Origin of the sequence: Segnochrobactrum spirostomi (genome assembly GCF_009600605.1) — a bacterium.
Taxonomy (GTDB): domain Bacteria; phylum Pseudomonadota; class Alphaproteobacteria; order Rhizobiales; family Segnochrobactraceae; genus Segnochrobactrum; species Segnochrobactrum spirostomi.
This window is the reverse complement of sequence record NZ_VWNA01000003.1, coordinates 344,333-363,959: the sequence shown is the minus strand read 5'-3', so window position 1 is coordinate 363,959 and position 19,627 is coordinate 344,333. Positions and strand designations below refer to the sequence as shown.

Below are 19,627 nucleotides of genomic sequence, written 5' to 3'. Positions count from 1 at the left end.
CGAACGGCATCAGCCTTTTTGTCCCACACGACGCGCCGATTGAAGGTCTGCGAGACCGATCGAGGGCATGGTTTGCCGGAACGCCGCAATTTCCTGCATTGCCGTTCGCGTCTTTACTGCGCCCTGCTCCATCTCTGGAATAATGCGCGCAACGGCTTTGCCATCCCTCGTGATGACGATTGTTTCGCCGCTCTCGACGGAGTCGATCAATTGAGTGAGGTTCGCCTTGGCCTCTGCGAGTTGGACTTCTCCCACGGCCCGCTCCCGTCCGATCATTATAGGCGATCGCAAATTTACCACGAGCGCGCCCTCATGCACAGCGCGTGGCGTCCAACCTCGCTTTCCCCCGTATCTTCGCGTCGGCGCACGCGAAAATCACATTTGAGCGCCGATTTCACCTTTGTGCATTGCAGCGACGTTTTTCGTTGATTCCGAGCGGAATCGGCTCGTAGATAGGCGCAACAGATGAGCAAAAAATGCTCATCTGTGAAAAACAATATGGGAGGAGACGATGTCTTTGCGGAAAGCCGCCCTGCGGCTGGGCGTGTTCGCTATTGCCTGTGGTGCCGTCGCGTTCAGCGGTCAGGCCGATGCCAAGGGCCTGAAGATCGGGTTCAGCCAGGTCACCCTGCAATCGCCGTTCTATGTGCAGCTTCGCGACGGCGCGATCGCCGCCGCCAAGGCCGGTGGCGACGAGTTGATCTTCCTCGACGCCAACGGCGACGTGAGCAAGCAGAACAACGACATCCAGGACCTCATCACCCAGAAGGTCGATGTCCTCATCATCAATCCGGCCAATGCCGACGCCGTCGAGCCGTCGCTGGAAGCGGCCGAGCAGGCGCACATTCCGGTCGTGACCGTCGACCGCTCGGTCAAAGACAAGTTCACCGCCCATGTCGGGCGCGACAACAAGAAGATGGGATTTATCGTCGGTCAGGCGGTCGAGAGCGCCCTCAAAGCGGCCGGCAAGTCCAAGGCGAAGATCATCGAAATCCAGGGTGACGCCGGCGGCGCGGTCATGATGGACCGTCGTGACGGCTTCCACGACGCCATGAAGGACAGCGGCAACGTCATCGTCGAAGGGCCCTACGCGGAATATATCCGCGCCAATGCCGTGACGGCGATGCAGGACCTGCTCCAGGCCAATCCGGACGTCAACGTCGTCTATGCCCACAACGACGACATGGCCCTCGGCGCCCTCCAGGTGCTGAAGGAAGCCGGCCGCAACGACGTGATGGTCGCCGGCGTGGACGGCCTCTCCGAAGCGCTCGACGCGATGCCGAACGGCAATTATGTCGCGACCGCCCTCAACGACCCGCAATATCTCGGCGACGTCACGATCCAGGTCGCCCGGGCGATCAAGGACGGCAAGAAGGTCCCGACCTTCGTCGATGCCGGCACGGCGCTCGTGACGAAGGCGAATGTCGGCGACGTCAAGCACACCGGCCTGTTCGCCGAGTATCGCCCGGACGTTCTCGGCAGCAATTGAGCCGAGCGCGGGTCCGCCCGCGGCCCCGGCGTCCCGAAGCCGCGCCCGGAGTCCTGCTCCGGGAGCCCGGCTTCCCACGCCCCTCTCCCAGAACGGCCTCCCCGCCGAGGCCGACGATGCGGCCGGTGCGCCTCGCGAGGCGCACCGGTGCCGACCGTGACCCCTCGGATGACAGGTGATCCCATGCGTGCCGCAGTGCTCCATTCCCCCGGCGATATCCGGCTGGAAGACGTTCGAAAGCCCGAAGCCGGCCCCGGCGAGGTGCTTCTGAAGGTCGCCGCGGTCGGCGTCTGCGGCTCGGACCTGCCGCGCATGCTCATCAAGGGCGCACACAAGATGCCGCTGATCTGCGGCCACGAATTCTCCGGCCACATCGTCGAGATCGGCGCGGGCGTCGACGGCTTCTCGATGGGCGAACTCGTCGCCGTGCCGCCCCTCATCGCCTGCGGCACCTGCGACCAATGCCGGCGCGGTCAGTTCTCGCGCTGCCGCAACTACGATTATTTCGGCAGCCGTCGCGACGGCGCCTATGCGGAATTCGTCGCGGTGCCGGTCTCGAACCTGCTCAAGACCCCGCCCGGCCTCGATCCGCGGGCCGTGGCGATGACCGACCCCGCCTCGATCGCCCTCCATGCGCTGTGGAAGGCCGGCGGCGTCACCATCGGCGCCCGCGGCGGCGTCATCGGGTGCGGGCCGATCGGCCTCTTCGCCATCCAGTGGATGCGCCTGATGGGCGCGAGCGAGGTGGTGGCGATCGACGTCTCGCCCGAGAAGCTCGCCCAGGCCAGAGAGGCCGGCGCGACCCATACCTTCCTCGCGACCGATCCCCTGCCGAACGACCTCCTTTGCGACGTCATCATCGAGGCGGCCGGCCATCCGAGCTCGATCAATGCGGCGGCGCGGCAGTGCGCGCCGGGCGGCCACGTCACCTTCATCGGCATCCCCGTGAGCGACGTGACGCTGGAGCAGAAGACCTTCCAGCATTTCCTCCGCCAGGAAATCTCGCTGCACGGCTCCTGGAACTCGTTCGGGGCGCCGTTCCCGGGTCCCCAATGGACGGTCGCCCTCGACAAGCTCGCCTCCGGCGATCTCAAGTGGGAGTTCATGATCACCCACGACTTGCCGCTCGCCGAGCTTCCGTCGATCTTCGAGCGGTTCAAGGATCGGAGCTTCTTCTTCTCCAAGGTGATGTTCCGTCCCTGAACCGTCGGCGCGACGTCCCCGGAGGCAGCCCATGACCCTCTTGCTCGCTCTCGATTTCGGCACCGGCGGGGTCCGCGCGGGCCTCTACGACACGGACACCAGGGCGATCCGCGGTCAGGCCGAGCGGGCCTACGCCACGAGCCATCCCCGCCCCGGCTGGGCGGAGCAGGACCCGCTCGCGTGGTGGGAAGCGGCGATCGCCGCGACGCGCGCGGCCACGGCCAAAGCCGGCCTTGCCGGCGCCGCCGAGATCGCGGGCATCACGGTCGCGACCACCGCGTCCACGGTCGTCGTCGCCCGTCGCGACGGCACACCGCTCCGTCCCGCGATCCTCTGGATGGACTGCCGCGCCGCGGAGGAATCCCGCGCCACCGAACGGGTCGCCCATCCCGTCCTCGCCTTCAGCGGCGGCGGCGACGCGGTCGAGTGGCTGGTGCCGAAGGCGATGTGGCTCGCCAAGCACGAAGCGGAGGTCTATCGCACCGCAGATGTGATCTGCGAGGCGGTGGATTACGTCAATTTCCGCCTTACGGGACGCTGGGCGGGGTCGCAGATGAACGCGACCTGCAAGTGGAACTACGACCCGCTCGCCGGCCGCTTTTCGCCCGATCTGTTTGCGGCCTTCGGCGTGCCGGACCTCATCGAAAAGCTGCCGTCCGAGATCGTGCCCGTCGGCGGCGTGGTCGGCACGCTCCGCCCCGAGGCGGCAGCCGAGCTCGGCCTCATGCCGGGCGCGGTCGTGGCGCAAGGCGGCATCGATGCCCACATGGGCGTCTACGGCGCGAACACCGTGAAACCCGGCGGCCTCCTGATGATCGCCGGCACCTCCGTCGTGCATCTCGCCCAGGCCGCCGAACCGCCCCGCATGGCCGGCATCTGGGGGCCCTACCCGTCCGCCCTCGCCGACGGCCTGTGGCTCATCGAGGGCGGTCAGGTCTCGGCGGGCTCGATCCTTTCGTGGCTGTCCGACCGCATCTTCGGCCTCGACGAGAAGGGCTTCGAAGGCCTCCTGGCCGAGGCGGCGGCGGTCCCAGTCGGGGCCGGCGGCCTGCTCGCCCTCGATTATTGGATGGGCAACCGCACCCCCTACCGCGACCCCAACCTGCGCGGCGCCTTCCTCGGCCTCTCGCTGTGGCACGATCGCGCCGCGATCTACCGCGCCGCGGTCGAAGCGGTCGCGCTCGGCTCCCTCGCCATCGTCGACGGCCTGCGCAGCGCCGGCATCGCCATGGACCGCTTCGTCATGGCGGGCGGCATCTGCAAGAACCCGCTCTGGCTCAAGACGACGGTGGACGCCATCGGCGCGCCCGTCCTCGTCGCCCGCGAGGACAATCTGTCTCTGCGCGGCGGCTTCGCCGCGGCCGCGACGGGTCTCGGCCTGTTCCCGAGCCTCATCGAGGCCTCAGAGGCGTTCGCGGCGCCGGCCGTCCTCCACGAGCCGGACCCGAGCGCGCACGCCGCCTACAGCGACCTCCTTGGGCTCTACCGCCAAGCCACGGAAGCGGTCACTCCCCTCGCCCACCGCCTGTCGCGCACCACGCTGGAGGCCGCCTGATGTCCGCGCCCACCCAGCAGACCACGGTCCGCCTGCCCTCGGACGAATTGCGCGAGCAGCTCATGGTCCAGGTGGCGAAGCTCTATTACGACCTCGAGAAGACCCAGAGCGAGATCGCGACGGAGGTCGGCCTCACCCGCTGGCAGGTGAGCCGCCTCATCCGCGAGGCGCGCGAAATCGGCATCGTCCGCATCGAGATCGTGCCGCGCTCCCAGCGCCGGCCGGATATCGAGGTCGAGCTCCAGCGCGCCTTCGGCCTCCGGGAAGCGATCGTGGTGCCGACCGGCCCCTCGGACGACGAGGGCATCTCGCTCGAGAGCGTCGCCCAGGCGGCGGGGCAATATCTCGCCGGCATCAACCCGAAGATCGAGCTCATCGGCGTCTCGTGGGGCCGCACCATGGCCGCCGTCGCCCGCTGGCTGCCGCCGGCCTGGAACGACGGCGTCCACGTCGTCCTCATCAACGGCGCCACCAATCTGCGCTCGACCTCGCAGCAGACCAACATGGTCGCGGAGCGGTTCGCCCAGGCCGGCAACGGCCGCGCCACCCTGCTGCCGGTGCCGGCGATCGTCGGCAAGCGCGGCACGCGGGAAGTGCTCGAGCAGGACCCGGTCATCGCCGACGTGCTCGCCCTCGCCGAGGCCGCGCCGACCGTGTGCTTCAGCGTCGGCGCGCTGTCGAACCATTCGGTGCTGGTCGAATCCGGCTACCTGAACGAGGCTGAGATCGCGGCGCTCGCGGCGCGCGGCGCGATCGGCGACATTCTCGGCCATTTCATCACCGCCGACGGCGCCATGGCCGATCCGGAGCTCGACGACCGCACCCTCGGCCTGCGCCCGGAGCACCTGCCGCACAAGGAACGGGCGATCGCGGTCAGCGCCGGCCGCAGCAAGCACCCGGTCGTGCTGACCTGCCTCCGGGCCTCCTACATCAACGTGCTCGTCACCGACGAGGCGACCGCCCTCTATTGCCTGGAGCACGGCGATGACCGCTGACGTCCTGACGATCCGCGGCCTCGCCAAGACCTTTCCGCCGAACGTTGTCGCGCTCGCCGATGCCTCGCTGTCGGTGCGCCCGGGCGAGGTCCATTGCCTGCTCGGGGCCAACGGCGCCGGCAAGTCGACCCTGCTCAAGACGGTGTGCGGTGCCCACCAGCCGTCCAAGGGCGAGATCCTGGTCAACGGCGCCGCGGTTCGCATGCGCTCGCCCCATGAAGGGGCCATGGCCGGCATCTCGATGATCTACCAGGAGCTCGACCTGGTGCCGCAGCTCACCGTCGAGCAGAACATCTTCCTCGGCCATGCGCCGCGCCGCTTCACCCTGATCGACCGTCGCGAGCGCCGCCGCCGTGCCGAGGAGGCGCTGCGCCGGGTCGGTGCCCGGTTCCCGGTCGACGCCCGGGTCGAGACGCTGTCGGTCGCCAACCAGCAACTCACCGCGATCGCCCGCTCGCTCACGATGGATGCCAAGATCATCATCATGGACGAGCCGTCGGCGGCGCTGAACGAGCACGAGCTCGAGAACGTCTTCGCGGTGATCCGCGATCTCGTGCGCCAGGGCGTGGCGATCCTCTATGTCAGCCACCGGCTCAACGAAATCCGCGAGATCGGCGACCGCGTCACCGTGCTGCGCGGCGGCCGCACCATCGCGACCTTCGACGTCAAGGGCACGGACGAGGCGACGCTTGTCGAGGCGGTGGTCGGGCAGAACCGCTCCCTCATCGAGCGCGGCGCCCGCCGCCGGATCGACGGCGCGGTGGCGCTCGACGTGCGCCGGCTCGAAGGCCCGCACGGCCTCGACATCCGCGATCTCAAGGTCCGCTGGGGCGAAATCGTCGGCCTCTCCGGCCTCAACGGCGCGGGCCGCACAACCTTTCTCAAGGCTTTGTTCGGCGATCTTCCCTTTTCGGGCGAGGTCACGCTCGACGGCAAGGCGCTCCGCCCGCGCCGGCCCGCCGACGCGATCGCCCGCGGCATCGGCCTCGTCCCCGAGAGCCGCAAGACCGAAGGGCTCGTGCTCGATGCCGCGATCTACCGCAATGCCGTGCTGCCGTCGCTGCGCAAAGACCGCTTCCTGAGCCACAAGGCCCAGCGCGCCCGTGCCGAGCCGGTTCTGCAACGGCTTTCGACCCGCTATTCCGATCTCGACCGCCCGGTCCGCCAGCTCTCCGGCGGCAACCAGCAGAAAGTCGTGCTCGCCAAGTGGCTGATCGACGGCAGCAAGGTGCTGCTGCTCGACGAGCCGAGCCGCGGCCTCGACGTCGGCGCCAAGGCGGACCTCTACGACCTCGTGCGGCGGCTCGCGGCCGACGGCGCGGCCGTCCTCGTCGCCTCGAGCGAGCTCGACGAGCTCTATGCCGTCTGCGACGCGATCTGGGTCTTCCACGAAGGCCGCAACGTCCGGTGCTTCGATCCGGACGCGAGCGAACGCGACGACATCCTGAAAACCACGCTTCTGGGAGAAAGGGCATGACCATGACAGCCACCGAGCGCCCGCTCGGACCCGGTCTCCCGCCGGCGGAACGCCGCAACCCCGCGGCGGCGCTCGGCGTCGTCCTCGTCCGCTACAATTTCGTGGTGATCTTCTTCCTCGTCGCCGCGATCGCGACCGCCCTCTCGGACAATTTCCTCACCGCGAGCAACATCGCGAACCTGTTCCAACAGGCGGCGGTGGTCGGCGTCGTGGCGGTCGGCATGACCTTCGTCATCCTGACCGCGAATATCGACCTTTCGGTCGGCAGCATGGTCGCGTTGAGCGGCATGATCGTCGCCTTCCTGCTCTCGTCCGGCGTGCCGATCGCGGCCGCGGTGCCGCTCACCCTTCTCTTCGGTGCGCTCGGCGGGGCGATGATGGGCGGGCTCTCGGCCTTCGCCCGGGTGCCGAGCTTCATCATCACGCTCGCGGGCCTCGTCTCCTTCCGCGGCCTCACCTACCTGATCTCGCAGGGCACCCCGATCGGCAATCTGCCGCGCGCCTTCGGCGTGTTCGGCTCGGCGATGATCCCGATCCTTCCGGGCGTCGAATTCCCGCTGATGGGCATCACCTTCATCGTGGTCTGCCTCGTGGCCGGTTTCGTGCTGCGCTTCACCGTGTTCGGCGAATATGTCTATGCGACCGGGGGCAACGCCGAGGCGGCGCGGCTCTCCGGCCTGCCGACCCGGCTCGTCACCGTCGCCGTGTTCGCAGTGTCCGGGCTGATGGCGTCCCTCGGCGGCATCATGCTGACCTCGCGGCTGCGGATCGGCCAGCCGACGGCGGCGCAGGGGCTGGAGCTCGACGCGATCGCGGCGGTGGTGCTCGGCGGCACCAGCCTGTTCGGCGGGCGGGGCGGCGTGGTCGGCACCTTTTTCGCCGTGATGTTGCTCCAGGTCCTGCGCAATATCTTCAACCTATTGGGGCTCGGTTCGTTCTATCAGATGACGGTCACCGGCGTGATCATCGTCGCCGCCATCCTCTTGAACCGCCTCATCGACAACAGAACGGGTCGCCACTGATGTTGCAGACATCCCCTCACCAAAACCCGGCCGCTCCGGGCGGCGCTCCGGAGATCGTCCGCAATCCCGGCACCGCGCTTCGGCCGAACCTGTTCGAGGACATCCGCATCAACGCCTCCGCCTCAGAGCGGCGCGCGGCGAGCCTGCCGGCCCGCCGCAGCGTGAAGAAGGCCTATCAGGCAGCCTGGCTCGTCAAGGCGATCACCGTGATCGACCTCACGACGCTCGCCGGCGACGACACCGCCGGCCGCGTCCATCGGCTGTGCGAGAAGGCGAAGCGGCCGGTGCGCGACGATCTCGTCGAAGCGCTCGGCCTCGCCGACGCGCCACCGAAGGTCGGTGCCGTCTGCGTCTACCCGACCATGGTCGCCGCGGCGGTCAAGGCGCTCCGCGGCAGCGCGATTCCCGTCGCCTCCGTTGCCACCGGCTTCCCGGCCGGCCTGACGCCGCTGCCGCTCCGGCTCGAAGAAATCCGCTATGCGGTGGGTGAAGGCGCCGACGAGATCGACATCGTCATCACCCGCGAGCACGTGCTGACCCAGAACTGGCAGGCGCTCTACGACGAAGTCGCCGCCATGCGCGAGGCCTGCGGGGCGGCGCACCTCAAGGCGATCCTGGCGACCGGCGATCTCAAGACGCTCGGCAACGTCTACAAGGCCTCGATGGTCGCGATGCAGGCGGGCGCCGACTTCATCAAGACCTCGACCGGCAAGGAAGACGTCAACGCGACCCTGCCGGTCAGCCTCACCATGGTGCGCGCGCTGCGTGATTTCGGCGACGCGACGGGCTTTCAGATCGGCTTCAAGCCCGCCGGCGGCCTGCGCACCGCCAAGGACGCCATGAACTGGCTCATCCTCATGAAGGAGGAGCTCGGCCGCCGCTGGCTCGAGCCCGACCTCTTCCGCATCGGCGCGAGTTCGATGCTCGGCGATATCGAACGCCAGCTCGAACATTACGTCACCGGCCGCTATTCGGCCGCGCTCCGCCACCCCCTCGCCTGAGGATATCCGGAATGGCTTCGATCAAGGACATTCTCGTGAGCATGGAATACGGGCCCGCGCCGGAGGCGAACGACGTCGTGACCGCCTGGCTCGACCGTCACGGCCGCCGCTTCGGTCACTTCATCGCCGGCGCGTTCAGCGATTCCGACAGCGCCGAGCGCTTCGACGTCGTCAACCCGGCGACCGGCGACACCCTCGCCTCGGTGGCGCAGGGCAGCGCCGAGGACGTCGATCGCGCCGTGAAGGCAGCCCGCAAGGCGTTCAAGTCGTGGTCCGCGACGCCGGGCCACGTCCGCGCCCGCTATCTCTATGCAATCGCCCGCCACGTCCAGAAGCACGAGCGCTTCCTCTCGGTGCTCGAGACGATGGACAACGGCAAGCCGATCCGCGAGAGCCGCGACATCGACATCCCCCTCGTCGCCCGCCACTTCTACCACCACGCCGGCTGGGCGGAGCTGATCGAGACCGAGTTTCCCGGCACGCGGCCCGTCGGGGTCTGCGGCCAGATCATCCCGTGGAATTTCCCGCTGCTGATGCTCGCCTGGAAGGTCGCACCGGCGCTCGCCGCGGGCAACACGGTGGTGCTGAAGCCGGCCGAGTTCACGCCGCTGACGGCGCTCGCCTTTGCCGAGATCTGCGCCGAGGTCGGGCTCCCCGAGGGCGTCGTCAACATCGTCACCGGCGACGGCGCGACGGGGGCCGCGATCGTCGAGCATGCCGACGTGGACAAGATTGCCTTCACGGGGTCGACCGAGGTCGGCCGCCTGATCCGCGAGAAGACGGCGGGCTCTGGCAAGAAGCTCTCGCTCGAACTCGGCGGCAAGTCGCCCTTCATCGTCTTCGAGGACGCCGATCTCGACGGCGCGGTCGAGGGCCTCGTCGATTCCATCTGGTTCAACCAGGGCCAAGTCTGCTGCGCCGGATCACGCCTCCTCGTTCAGGAGGGTATCGCCGAGCGCTTCTACGCGAAGCTGCGCCGGCGCATGGAGACGCTCCGGGTCGGCGACCCGCTCGACAAGGGGATCGACATCGGCGCGATCGTCGCGCCCGTGCAGCTCGACCGCATCCGCACCCTCGTCGAGAAGGGCAAGGCGGAGGGGGCGACCTGCCATCAGCCGGCCTGCGCGCTGCCGGCAAAGGGCCTGTTCTTCCCCCGACCCTGTTCACCGAGGTCGAGCCCGCCTCCTCGCTCGCCGAGATCGAGATCTTCGGCCCCGTTTTGGTCGCCATGACCTTCCGCACCCCGGACGAGGCGGTGGCGCTCGCCAACAACAGCCGCTACGGGCTCGCCGCCTCGGTGTGGACGCAGACGATCGACCGCGCGCTCGAGCTCGCCGCCAAGATCAAGGCCGGGGTGTGCTGGATCAACGCGGCGAACCTGTTCGATGCCGCCGCGGGCTTCGGCGGCTACCGCGAGAGCGGCTTCGGCCGCGAAGGGGGACGCGAGGGGCTGAGCGAATATCTGGTGACCGGCCCGGCGAAGGGCCGTGCCGTGACCGAGCGCGCCGCGGCGGAGGTCGTCGCCACACCGTCGCCGGCTCTCGTCGAGACCGGCAACCTGCCGACCATCGACCGCACCGCGAAGCTCTATGTCGGCGGCAAGCAGGTGCGCCCGGATTCCGGCTACAGCTACACGGTGGTCGGCCGGCACGGGAAGCCGATCTCGCTCGCGGGCCTCGGCAACCGCAAGGACATCCGCAACGCTGTCGAGGCGGCGGCCAAGGCCGGCGCGTGGTCGTCCGCGACCGCCCACAACCGCGCCCAGGTGCTCTATTATCTGGCCGAGAACCTCGCCGCGCGCGCGGCCGAGTTCGAGGCCCGCTTGGTGGCGATGGGGGCCGGATCGGCCAAGGAGGCGGCCGAGGAGGTCGCCCGCTCGATCCGCCGCTGCTTCTGGTACGCCGCCCAGGCCGACAAGTTCGACGGCGCGGTCCACGCGACGCGCTCGCGCCACGTGACGCTCGCCATGAACGAGCCGTTCGGGGTCATCGGCATGCTCTGCCCTGACGAGGCGCCGCTGCTCGGCTTTCTCTCGCTGGTGCTGCCGGCGATCGCCATGGGCAACCGGGTGGTCGCGGTGCCGTCCTTCCGCGCCCCGCTCGCCGCGACCGACCTCTACCAAGTGCTCGACACCAGCGACGTACCCCCGGGCACGATCAACATCGTGACCGGCGAAACGGACGTGCTGGCGAAGACGCTCGCCGAGCACGATGAGGTGGCGGCCGTCTGGTATCACGGCGGCAAGGCCGGCAGCGCCCTCGTCGAGCGCGCCTCGGCCGGCAACCTCAAAGTCACCTGGGTCAACGACGGCCAAGCCCGCCGCTGGGACGACGACGCGGAAGGCCAAGGCCGCGAGTTCCTCCGCCGCGCGACCCAGGTGAAGAACATATGGGTGCCCTACGGCGAGTGATTGCCGCTCTTCCAGCGCCTGATCGGCAGACCGGATCAAACGAAAACCCACCCGTCCTCCCGGACCGGGTGGGTTTTTCATTCCGCGAGGCTTCAGGCGACGGACGGGAGACCGGCCGCGACCGTCGCGAGCGCCACCAACAGTGCTTGATCCCGCCGCGCCTCGATCGCGGTGTTGCGCCGAGGCCCGCCTTTCACGATGGCATGCCAGAACGCCTCGAGTTCCCGCACGAAGGCCTCTTCGTAGCCGATCCGAATGTCCGTCGTCTCGAGCCGGCTGCCGGCGCCGCGCTTCACCGTCAATCGGGTCGGATGGTGATTGAGATAGGGCGCCGGAAAGACCAGTTCGACGATCTCATCCTCGAAATAGAGGCTGATGCGCTCGGCATAATCCCCGACGCCCGGCACCTCGACGTGGGTCATAGTCCACAGCGCCTCGCCCCCCTGCAAGGCGACGGCCCCCTGTCCGCCCACGCCGCCCGCGAAGATCGCAGCCCCGGTGACGCCTCCCGTGACCAGCCCCATGGCATCGAGAAGGCCGTGCGCCGCATTCACGTCGTGCACGAGCGCCGAGGAATAAGCCCCTGCAAAACCGCGAAATATCGTCTCGGACGGATCGAAGCCCAGGGCAGCACGAACCTGTGCCCGCCGCCGCTGCCCCGTCGCGTCGACGAGGTCGGCGGGCACGTCGCGGCCTGCGACGAGGGGATGATGTCCCACGAACGGCGCCGCGTCGGGATCGTGCACCTCGACCGAGAGATAACGCAGCCGGTCGCCGCGTCCGGCGACCCGCTCCAGCGCCGCCTCGTAGCTCGGATCGAACCGCTTCATGTAGCCGACCTGGAGCACGGTGCCGGACCGGGCCTCGGCCGCGATGAGATCGTCAATCTCGCCGACGCCGTAGCAGAGCGGCTTCTCGCAGAAGACGTGGAGGCCCGCCGCGAGTGCCGCGGTCGCGAGCGCGCCATGCCAGGGATCGGGAGCGGCGATCACCAGCGCATCGAGCCCGAGGGCGAGGAGGTCCTCAGCCGTCGGCACCGTCGCCACGCCGAACCGGTCGGCGAGCGCGGCCCGAACGGTGGGCGATGGATCGCTCACGCCGACGACGACGAACTTGTCCTTGAGTGCGAGTAGATTGGGAATGTGCTCGACCTGCGCGATCAAGCCGCCGCCGGCGACGCCGACCTTCAAACGGTCCGTCATCATCATCATCCTGAACGGGAGGAGCCGGCGCGCGGCGGCGCCGGCAACGCAGAGACGCTAGTGGGCTGCGGCAGGCGGAGAGGCCGGCGCCCGCGCCAACTCGGCATGGAGATGCTGGAGGTCGCGGCGCCCGGCCATCAGTTCCAGCACTTCCGTCTCGGTGATCTCCGCCTTGCGGAACGTGCCATGCACGCGCCCGCGATTGAGCAGCGTGAACACATCGCCGATCGGATAGGCGTGGTGGATGTTGTGGGTGATGAACACCACGCCGATGCCGCGGCTGCGCGCCTGGGCGATGTACCGGAGCACGATGGAGGCCTGATGGACGCCGAGCGCCGAGGTCGGCTCGTCGAGGATCAAAACCCGCGCGCCGTGATACACGGCCCGGGCGATCGCCACGCATTGCCGCTCGCCCCCCGACAGCGTGCCGACCGCCTGCTCGGGATCGCGCACGTTGATCCCCATCCGGTTGAGCTCGTCGAACACGATCTCGTTCGCCCGCCGCATGTCGAGCCGTCGGGTGATGAAGCGGCCGCGGGTCGGCTCGCGGCCGAGGAAGAAATTGCGGGTGATCGACATCAGCGGGATCATCGCGAGGTCCTGGAACACCGTCGCGATGCCCTTGTCGAGGGCCTGACGCGGGGTGTCGAACACCGTCCTCACGCCGTCGACGCGCATCTCGCCGGATGTCGGCTGGTGAACCCCGGACAGGATCTTGATCAAGGTCGACTTGCCGGCCCCGTTGTCGCCGAGCAGGCAGTGGACTTCTCCAGGCCGCACCGCGATCGAGATGTCCTGAAGCGCGACGACGATGCCGAATGCCTTACCGACCCGGTCGAGTTCGACGATCGGAGCCGCCTCCGCTTGCGCTGCACTGCCCATCACCGGCCCTCCGTCGCCTTGCGGCGCACGTAATTATTGAACAACACGGCGATGAGCACCATCAGCCCGAGGAAGACCATGAACCAGTCGGAGTCGATCCCGGTATAGAAGATCCCCATCTCGACGGTGCCGAAGACGAGCGAGCCGAACATCGCGCCGATCGCCGAGCCGTAGCCGCCGGAGAGCAGGTTGCCGCCGATCACTGCGGCGATCACGGCCTCGAACTCCTTCTGCGTCCCGCGCAGGGTGTCGGCCGAGCCGGATTCGAGCACCTGAATGGTGGCGAAGAGAGCCGCCGAACAGGCGGTCGCGACGAACAGCAGGATCTTTACCCGGGCGACAGGCACGCCGACATTGCGCGCCGCCTGGAGATCGCCGCCGACGGCGAAGATCCAGTTGCCGAACCGGGTGCGGACCAAGACCCAGGTCGCGAGCGCGGTGATGACGAGCCACCACGCGATCGACATCGGCAGGCCCTGAACGATCGGGACGCCGTCAGCCCTGAGCGGGATGACGCCCATGTTGCCGAGCCATTGAAAGAGCCCGGTGCCGAACTTGCCGCCGAACAGCCAGATCACCCACGGCTCGTCGGAGCCTTTGGTGATGTACGGGATCTGGGTGCGACCGGTGAGTGTCCGGGTGACGGCGAGCGAAAGACCGCGCAGCACGAAATAGCCGGCGAGCGTCACGATGAAGGACGGCAGGTTCGTGCGCATCACCAGGATGCCGTTCGCCGTGCCGACCAGGATCGCCGCCGCGAACGCCGCGAGGATACCGACCCAGAGCGGCAGCCCGAACTCGGTGACGCAAAGGCCGATGACGATGCCGGAAAAGCCGATCATCGAGCCGAGCGAAAGATCGAACTCGCCGCCGATCATCAGAAGCGACACCGCCGCCGCGAGAATGCCGAGCTGGGCGGACACCTGCAGGAAGTTGGTGATGCCGAGTACACTGAAGAGACCGCTGCCTCCCGCCGTCAGGCCGAAGGCGACGAAGACGAAGATCGTCGCTCCGAGCGCGCCGAGCTCGGGCCGCTTGAGCGCCCGGCTCACCAGCCGTCGCAGCCGGTGAGGCGGCATCCGAGGGCGGTGCGGTTCCGCCGGGACCGCTGTTCCCATGGTCATGTCCGTTGTTCTCCTCCCCGGCAACGGGGACGTTCGGGCGGCGTCCGGCATCTTTCCCCGCCCCAGCGAAGGAGAGATTCTGCGCACACCTCGTTTGTCTCTCGGCAAAGCCGCTCTCGACTGGCTGCGCGCCAGCGGGACGGCGCAGGTCTCGCGCCGTCCCGTCGCGCCGTCAGCGGATACCTTCGTCCGCGAGCTGCTTCACCGCGCCGGCTTCAGCCTTGGTGATGATCGACGGGCCCGTGCGGACCGGTTCGGTCGGCAGCGTCTTGTACATCGCCTTACCGGCGAGCAGCACGACCGGCAGATAGCCCATCAGATATTGCTGGCTGTCGATCGTGAACAACATCTTGTCGTTCGAGATCGCATCGAGCACTTCCGGGGAGATATCGTAAGCGCCGATCTTGAGCTTACCCGATAGCCCGCGCTCGTCGAGCATCTGCAGGATCGGGCCGGCGAGCGTCGTGCCGAGCAGCATCATGCCGTCGACATTCGGATGCGAGGCCATGAACCCTTCGATGCGCCGCGTGGCGTCGGTCGGGTCGAGCGTCACGGCCACGACCTCGGTCTTGCCGCCGGTCTTGGCGAGGCCATCCGTCAGGCCCTGGCAGCGCTGGTCCTGGCTGACATTACCGACCTCGTGGTTGACGCAGACCGCTTCCTTCACCCCCGCCTTGCCGAGAATCTCGCCCGACTTGAGCCCGTTCTGATATTCCGAGCCGCCGCCGACGAAGAGGTCGAGGCCCCACGGCTTCACCTGATCCTCGCCGCTGTCGATCACCACGACCGGGATGCCTGCGGCCTTCGCGGCCTCGACAGGACCCTGGAGGGCGGTGGCGTCGGGGATCGAGACGACGAGGCCGTCCGGATGGGAGGCGGTCGCCGCCTCGATCATCTGGCCCATCTTGACGACGTCGAAGGTCTCCGGCGCCCGGTAGTCGACCTTTACGCCGAGAGCGTCGGAGGCCGCCTTCATGCCGTTCTTCACGACGGTCCAATAATTGTCGTTCGCCTGCCCGTGCGTCACGAAGACGATCCGCACATCCTGCGGCTTCTTCACCTGGGCCGCGGCCGGAAACACCGCAGCGAGCGAGACGGTCGTCGCGAGCACGGCCGCTGCGAGGGCGCCGCGAACGGCGCCGTTGAGCATCCTCTTCATCGTTCTGTCCCTCTGTTCGTTCTTTGCCTGCGGTTTTTCGCCGGCGTCTCGCTCCGACCGCAGGGGCGGAGCGAGGCCGGATCCGTCATGGCGGCGCGGCATCCCCCGCAAGGTGGGCGAGCGTCGTGCGGTAGGGTGCCACGGCCTCGAACCAGGCTGCGCTCTCGATCCCGCGCAGGAAATCGTATTCTTCCGTCCGGATCGCCGCCGTCGCCGGCTCGATCGCTTCAATCTCACCGGGCGCGTTGGCATGGAGCGCGAGGAACGTCACCCCGGGGCCGATCGCCGAGAAGAAGGCCGCGTAGCGGGTCGCAGCCGGTGCCTCGCGGTGCCAGGGTGTCTCCAGCACCCGGTCGACCGGGACGCCGCCCGTCGCGGCGAAACCCGCCGCCGTCCGCGCGTAGAAAGCGGGATCGACGGCACCGAGATTGTGCACCGGGCCGTAGGCCTCCAGCGCCCGCGGGACCATGGCGGGCAACCGGTACTCGACGGCAAGCGCGAGGTAGATCGACGCGAATTCCGGCGCGAGCGCCGCCGCCTGATGGGCGTCGACGTGGGTCGGCTTCAAGCCGGCGGCAAGAAAGGCCTCGATCTGGGCACGCATCTCCGCCTCGACCGCCTCGGGTGCGGCGGAGCGCCGGACCGCCGCCACGCTGCCCCACAGATAGCCGTCGTCATCGACGAGGCCAGCGGCGCGGCTCGGCGCGGTCAACGGGCGCCAGCGATAATGCCGCTTCTCCGCGGTGATCGTGAGGTGGACGCCGAGTTGCAGCGAAGGATCGGCCCGTCCGGCCTCCGCGATCTCGAGAAACCAGGGACACGGCACCATCACCGAGCCCGAGTCGCAGCGCCCGAGCCGCCAGAGATCGAGAAAGGCCGCGTTCGCGCCGTGGCACATGCCGAGATCGTCGATGTTGACGATGATCCGGGTGTCCGCTTTCGGGGGCGCCGGCGACGTCATCGGCCGGTCCTCAGGGCTCGACCGTGAAGCCGGCGGCCTCGGCCATCGTCTTCAGGTTCCGGTAGCCGAGGCTCGCATAGGTGAGCGGATGCGCCTTGGCGGGGTCCTGCTCCGCCTCGACCACGAGCCAGCCCTCGTAACCACCGTCCGCCAAGCGACGCAGGAGGGCCGGATAATCGATCGCGCCGTCGCCGGGCACGGTGAAGATGCCGTCGAGCACCGCTCCCATGAAGCTCATATCCTCGGCGCGGGCCCGCGCGAGCATGGCGGGGCGGACATCCTTGCAATGGACGTGGACGATGCGGCCGAGGTGCGCTTCGAGCAGCGCCAGCGGATCGCCGCCGGAGAACGCGCAATGACCGGTGTCGTAGAGCAGCCCGACCGCTTCACCGGTGTGGTTCATCAGCGCGCCGATCTCGGCGTCGGTCTCGACGATCGTGCCCATGTGATGGTGGAAGGCCATGGCGACGCCGAACGCGGCCATCCGCTCGGCGAGCGCCGTGACCTTGGCGCCATAGGCCGCCCACGCCTCGGCCGGCAGCACCGGACGCTCCGAAATCGGGCGGAAGATGCCGTCATGGCGACCGAGCGAGGTATCCGCATAGACAACTTTGGTCGCGCCCGATGCCTTGAGGAGCGAGAGATGCGGCAGCACCGCGTCGAACTCCGCCTCGACCTCCCGCTCGGCGATCCGCCCGTCATACCAGCCGGAGACGAGCGCAAGGTCGTGGGCGGCGAGAACCGCCTTCAAGGCGTCCGCCTGCCGCGGAAATTTGCCGCCGAGTTCGGTTCCGCTGAAGCCTGCTTCTCGCGTCTCCGCCAGACAGACTTCGAGCGGAGTGTCTCCCCCGAGCGACGGCACGTCGTCGTTCGACCAGGTGATGGGATTGATACCGAGTCTGACGCTCATCGATGCCATCCGGGACCGCGTTTCTCGGCCTCATCCTAGGCCGATCTGTCTCCTTCACGAGGGCCAGTTTCAGCGAGTTTGTTGGGTCCAGTTGACGGGGCGCGGGAACCATCCCACCCTCTCGCAGTCGGCGATCACGCCGGAAGGAGCGGGCGATGCCCGAGAGTTTTCCCCTCGAAGCCCTGGTGCTCGACCGCGACGCAGGCCTCCCCTTGCACCGCCAGCTCTATGCGGCACTCCGCGCGCTCATCGAGCAGGGTGTCCTGGCCGCGGGAACGGCCCTGCCCTCGACCCGCACGCTCTCGCTCGATCTCGAGATCGCCCGCAACACCGTGACGGCCGCCTACGATCAACTCGGCGCCGAAGGCTATGTGGCGACGCGGCCCGGCGCGCGGCCTGTCGTCGTGGACCTTCCGATCGCCGCGCTCTCTCTTCAGGACGCCGCCACGCCAGCGCCGCAGACCCGGCCGATCTCACGCCGTGGCGCGCTGATGATGGCGCAGCCCGCCCATCACGGCACCCCGGGCCAGCACGCGCTCCATCCCGGCATGCCGGACGCCGCGAACTTCCCGTTCGCCACCTGGGGGAAGCTGATCGCCCGCCGTGCCCGCTTCGCCCGCACCTCGCTGTTCGGCACCTACCACGTCGCCGGCCATCCCGATCTCCGGCAGGCGATCGCCGCCTATCTCAAGACCGCGCGCGGCGTGCGCTGCAGTCCCGACCAGATCGTGGTGACGACCGGGGCCCAAGCGGCGCTCGACCTGCTCGCCCGGCTGCTGATCGACCCCGACGACCCCGTTTGGATGGAGGAGCCGGGCTATTATGGCGCCCAGGCCGCCTTCACCGCGGCGGGCGCACGGCTGTTGCCGCTCGGGGTCGACGGGGACGGATGGCGGCTCGATCTCGATCGGCAGGCTAGGCCCCGGGTGGTCTACGTCACCCCCTCCTGTCACCATCCCCTCGGCGCGACGATGCGCATGGAGCAGCGCCTCAAGCTCCTGGAGCTCGCCGAGGCGCGCGACGCGTGGATCATCGAGGATGATTTCGACGGCGAGTACCGCTTTCAGGGGCAGCCGATCCCGGCGATGCAGGGTCTCGACCGCTTCGGCCGCGTCATCTATGTCGGCACCTTCGCGAAGATCCTGTTTCCCGCCTTGCGGCTCGGCTTCATGGTGCTGCCCCCGGCGCTCCTCGACGGCATCGCCCGGGCGCTCAGCATCACCGGCCAGTTCGCGCCGCTCATTCTTCAGGCGGCGCTCGCCGATTTCATTTCAGGCGGTCATATGGCGCGCCACCTGCGGCGGATGCGCCGCATCTATGCGGCCCGGCGCCAGACCTTCCGCGCGGCCTGCGAGGCCGAGCTCGGCCGCTGGATGACGTTGGCCGGGGGCGACAGCGGCATCCAGATGGTGGGCCTACTCGCCCCCGGCCTCGACGACCGCGCCGTGGCCGCCGCGGCGCAGGCGCAGGGCATCAACGTCTCACCGCTCTCGATGCAATATCGCCACGGCGCCCCACGCCACGGCCTTCTTCTGGGCTATGCCGGCGCGGACGACACCGCCATGCGCCGCGGCATCTCCGTGCTCCGGCAAACTTTCCGCAGCGTCGAGGAGGACGCCGGTGCCCCAGACACGATGGGAGGGGATCGCAAGTCGGCCCACGGATGAGGTTATAATGAACGACCGGGCACGCTTGAGCCGTTCCTTGTGCCTGAGTCCCCCCCGCCTCGATGCATCTCGCCGGCTACAGCTTCGGCTTTAGTACCGTTGCGAGTGCGCCGCTTCCCATTGGTTCGTTCATTCATCCGAGGCGTCTGGTGACCACCACCGCGCCTCGTCAGACGTGCAGTGCCCTTGCTGACGGCTCTATGGCGTTCGTGAGCGATGTCCTCGCGTGACCCTTGAGCGGAGCAACACAGACCGTCTCCGCCACCCCTTCTGATCCGGCCTTCACCGCGGAGTTGGAACAGGTGTCATCACGTCGGGCCGCTTCGGTATCCAGCGCCAGCCGCCCTCCGAGCCTTACTCGCAGACGGTGGCCAGAATGGACAGCCTCACAATATTCGCAAGCACTCGAGCAGGCCCCATCGGTTGCACAATCATCGGTTGAACGGCGTATTGCGCCGCCGACGGCCACGCCCACGCAAGTGAGGCGTGCGCATTCGAGCCATGCTCGAACGCGCGACCGCCCTGCCTTGCAAAGCCCAGTTTTAGCGCGGAGCAATAGCGGTTTTTGCG

At 68.4% G+C, this 19,627-nt stretch carries 16 protein-coding genes and 1 pseudogene; 10 read left to right on the top strand and 7 right to left on the bottom strand.

Going from position 1 to position 19,627, the window contains the following annotated elements; genetic code table 11:
• Window positions 1–9: 9 nt before the first annotated feature.
• Window positions 10–255: a type II toxin-antitoxin system Phd/YefM family antitoxin gene (locus tag F0357_RS21755; protein WP_208948534.1), complete on the bottom strand. Its 246-nt coding sequence runs from the start codon at window positions 253–255 to the stop codon at window positions 10–12.
• 256 nt (window positions 256–511) lie between these two features.
• On the opposite strand from F0357_RS21755, the gene F0357_RS21750 reads away from it, so the two are divergent.
• The 9 genes and pseudogenes from F0357_RS21750 to F0357_RS25580 all read left to right on the top strand — a co-directional run bounded on the left by F0357_RS21750 (window position 512) and on the right by F0357_RS25580 (window position 11,152).
• A complete protein-coding gene (locus F0357_RS21750) occupies window positions 512–1,489 on the top strand; it encodes a substrate-binding domain-containing protein (protein WP_153490000.1) in 978 nt (325 codons plus the stop codon).
• 183 nt (window positions 1,490–1,672) lie between these two features.
• Complete coding sequence (locus F0357_RS21745; RefSeq protein WP_153489996.1) at window positions 1,673–2,692, top strand: galactitol-1-phosphate 5-dehydrogenase; 1,020 nt, start codon at window positions 1,673–1,675, stop codon at window positions 2,690–2,692.
• Window positions 2,693–2,723: 31 nt separating this feature from the next.
• Window positions 2,724–4,247: an FGGY-family carbohydrate kinase gene (locus F0357_RS21740; protein WP_153489992.1), complete on the top strand. Its 1,524-nt coding sequence runs from the start codon at window positions 2,724–2,726 to the stop codon at window positions 4,245–4,247.
• Window positions 4,247–5,242, top strand: a complete 996-nt coding sequence (locus F0357_RS21735) for a sugar-binding transcriptional regulator (RefSeq protein WP_153489989.1) — start codon at window positions 4,247–4,249, stop codon at window positions 5,240–5,242. Before F0357_RS21740 ends, F0357_RS21735 begins: the two co-directional genes overlap by 1 nt.
• Window positions 5,232–6,719 carry a sugar ABC transporter ATP-binding protein gene (locus F0357_RS21730; RefSeq protein WP_153489986.1) on the top strand — a complete coding sequence of 496 codons (1,488 nt, stop codon included), beginning with the start codon at window positions 5,232–5,234 and terminating at the stop codon, window positions 6,717–6,719. Before F0357_RS21735 ends, F0357_RS21730 begins: the two co-directional genes overlap by 11 nt.
• The gene (locus tag F0357_RS21725; protein ID WP_153489976.1) at window positions 6,716–7,741 is read left to right on the top strand and encodes an ABC transporter permease; all 1,026 of its coding nucleotides are present in this window, start codon (window positions 6,716–6,718) and stop codon (window positions 7,739–7,741) included. Before F0357_RS21730 ends, F0357_RS21725 begins: the two co-directional genes overlap by 4 nt.
• The gene (gene deoC, locus F0357_RS21720) at window positions 7,741–8,742 is read left to right on the top strand and encodes a deoxyribose-phosphate aldolase (protein ID WP_153489973.1); all 1,002 of its coding nucleotides are present in this window, start codon (window positions 7,741–7,743) and stop codon (window positions 8,740–8,742) included. Before F0357_RS21725 ends, deoC begins: the two co-directional genes overlap by 1 nt.
• A gap of 11 nt (window positions 8,743–8,753) precedes the next feature.
• Window positions 8,754–10,150 (top strand): annotated as a pseudogene (locus tag F0357_RS25585) (aldehyde dehydrogenase family protein); the annotation flags it as partial.
• A gap of 57 nt (window positions 10,151–10,207) precedes the next feature.
• Entirely contained in the window at window positions 10,208–11,152 is a 945-nt protein-coding gene (locus F0357_RS25580) for an aldehyde dehydrogenase family protein (protein WP_376767855.1), read from the top strand.
• 92 nt (window positions 11,153–11,244) lie between these two features.
• Here the strand turns inward: F0357_RS25580 and F0357_RS21710 are convergent, their stop codons facing one another.
• The 6 genes from F0357_RS21710 to iolE all read right to left on the bottom strand — a co-directional run bounded on the left by F0357_RS21710 (window position 11,245) and on the right by iolE (window position 17,390).
• Window positions 11,245–12,354 (bottom strand): Gfo/Idh/MocA family protein, encoded by a 1,110-nt coding sequence (locus F0357_RS21710; protein ID WP_153489963.1) that lies wholly within the window; start codon window positions 12,352–12,354, stop codon window positions 11,245–11,247.
• 57 nt (window positions 12,355–12,411) lie between these two features.
• A complete protein-coding gene (locus tag F0357_RS21705) occupies window positions 12,412–13,236 on the bottom strand; it encodes an ATP-binding cassette domain-containing protein (RefSeq protein WP_153489960.1) in 825 nt (274 codons plus the stop codon).
• Complete coding sequence (locus F0357_RS21700) at window positions 13,236–14,360, bottom strand: ABC transporter permease (RefSeq protein ID WP_153489956.1); 1,125 nt, start codon at window positions 14,358–14,360, stop codon at window positions 13,236–13,238. Before F0357_RS21700 ends, F0357_RS21705 begins: the two co-directional genes overlap by 1 nt.
• A 172-nt stretch (window positions 14,361–14,532) precedes the next feature.
• Window positions 14,533–15,519 carry a rhizopine catabolism ABC transporter substrate-binding protein gene (locus F0357_RS21695; RefSeq protein WP_208948533.1) on the bottom strand — a complete coding sequence of 329 codons (987 nt, stop codon included), beginning with the start codon at window positions 15,517–15,519 and terminating at the stop codon, window positions 14,533–14,535.
• Window positions 15,520–15,604: 85 nt separating this feature from the next.
• Window positions 15,605–16,480, bottom strand: a complete 876-nt coding sequence (locus F0357_RS21690; protein ID WP_153489950.1) for a ChbG/HpnK family deacetylase — start codon at window positions 16,478–16,480, stop codon at window positions 15,605–15,607.
• 10 nt (window positions 16,481–16,490) lie between these two features.
• Window positions 16,491–17,390 (bottom strand): myo-inosose-2 dehydratase, encoded by a 900-nt coding sequence (gene iolE / locus F0357_RS21685; RefSeq protein ID WP_153489946.1) that lies wholly within the window; start codon window positions 17,388–17,390, stop codon window positions 16,491–16,493.
• Between the two features lie 155 nt (window positions 17,391–17,545).
• Here iolE and mocR point away from each other — a divergent pair, with 155 nt between their 5' ends.
• The gene (gene mocR, locus F0357_RS21680; RefSeq protein ID WP_153489936.1) at window positions 17,546–19,057 is read left to right on the top strand and encodes a rhizopine catabolism transcriptional regulator MocR; all 1,512 of its coding nucleotides are present in this window, start codon (window positions 17,546–17,548) and stop codon (window positions 19,055–19,057) included.
• Window positions 19,058–19,627 lie beyond the last annotated feature (570 nt).